Source organism: Polynucleobacter sp. 31A-FELB (assembly GCF_018882405.1).
Classification (GTDB): Bacteria; Pseudomonadota; Gammaproteobacteria; order Burkholderiales; family Burkholderiaceae; genus Polynucleobacter.
In genome coordinates, this window is the sequence record NZ_JACVOO010000045.1 from 1 (window position 1) to 394 (window position 394).

Sequence of the window (394 nt, forward strand, 5' to 3'; positions counted from 1 at the left end):
CTTGATGCAATGCAAAAGCAATCTGCTCTTCTGTGAACTTTGACCTCTTCATGGCGCACCCCTCCTTAGGGATAATATCGCCGATTTTTTCTAATTTAGGGTGTCCAATTTATTGGGAGGAGGTCAGATTGAGTTCGGTATTGAACCGGACTTAATCCCTTTAGTTTTTGTTTGATCCGATCATGGTTGTAGTAGTGGATATATTCCTTTAGCTCTGTTTTAAATGATTGAACATCGTCAAACTTCTTTTGATAGAAGAACTCAGTCTTCATAATCCCAAACCAGTTTTCCATCACCGCGTTATCTAAGCAATTACCTTTTCTAGACATACTCTGAGTAATGCCTTGCTTGTGTAATTCTTTTTGATAAATCCCCATCTGGTATTGCCAGCCCT

The 394-nt window shown here is 39.3% G+C and carries 1 protein-coding gene; it reads right to left on the reverse strand.

Translation table 11 applies throughout. The features are described from left to right. Positions 1 to 95: 95 nt before the first annotated feature. On the reverse strand, positions 96 to 394 hold a 299-nt coding region (locus tag ICN30_RS11550; protein ID WP_216275792.1), incomplete at its 5' end, for an IS3 family transposase.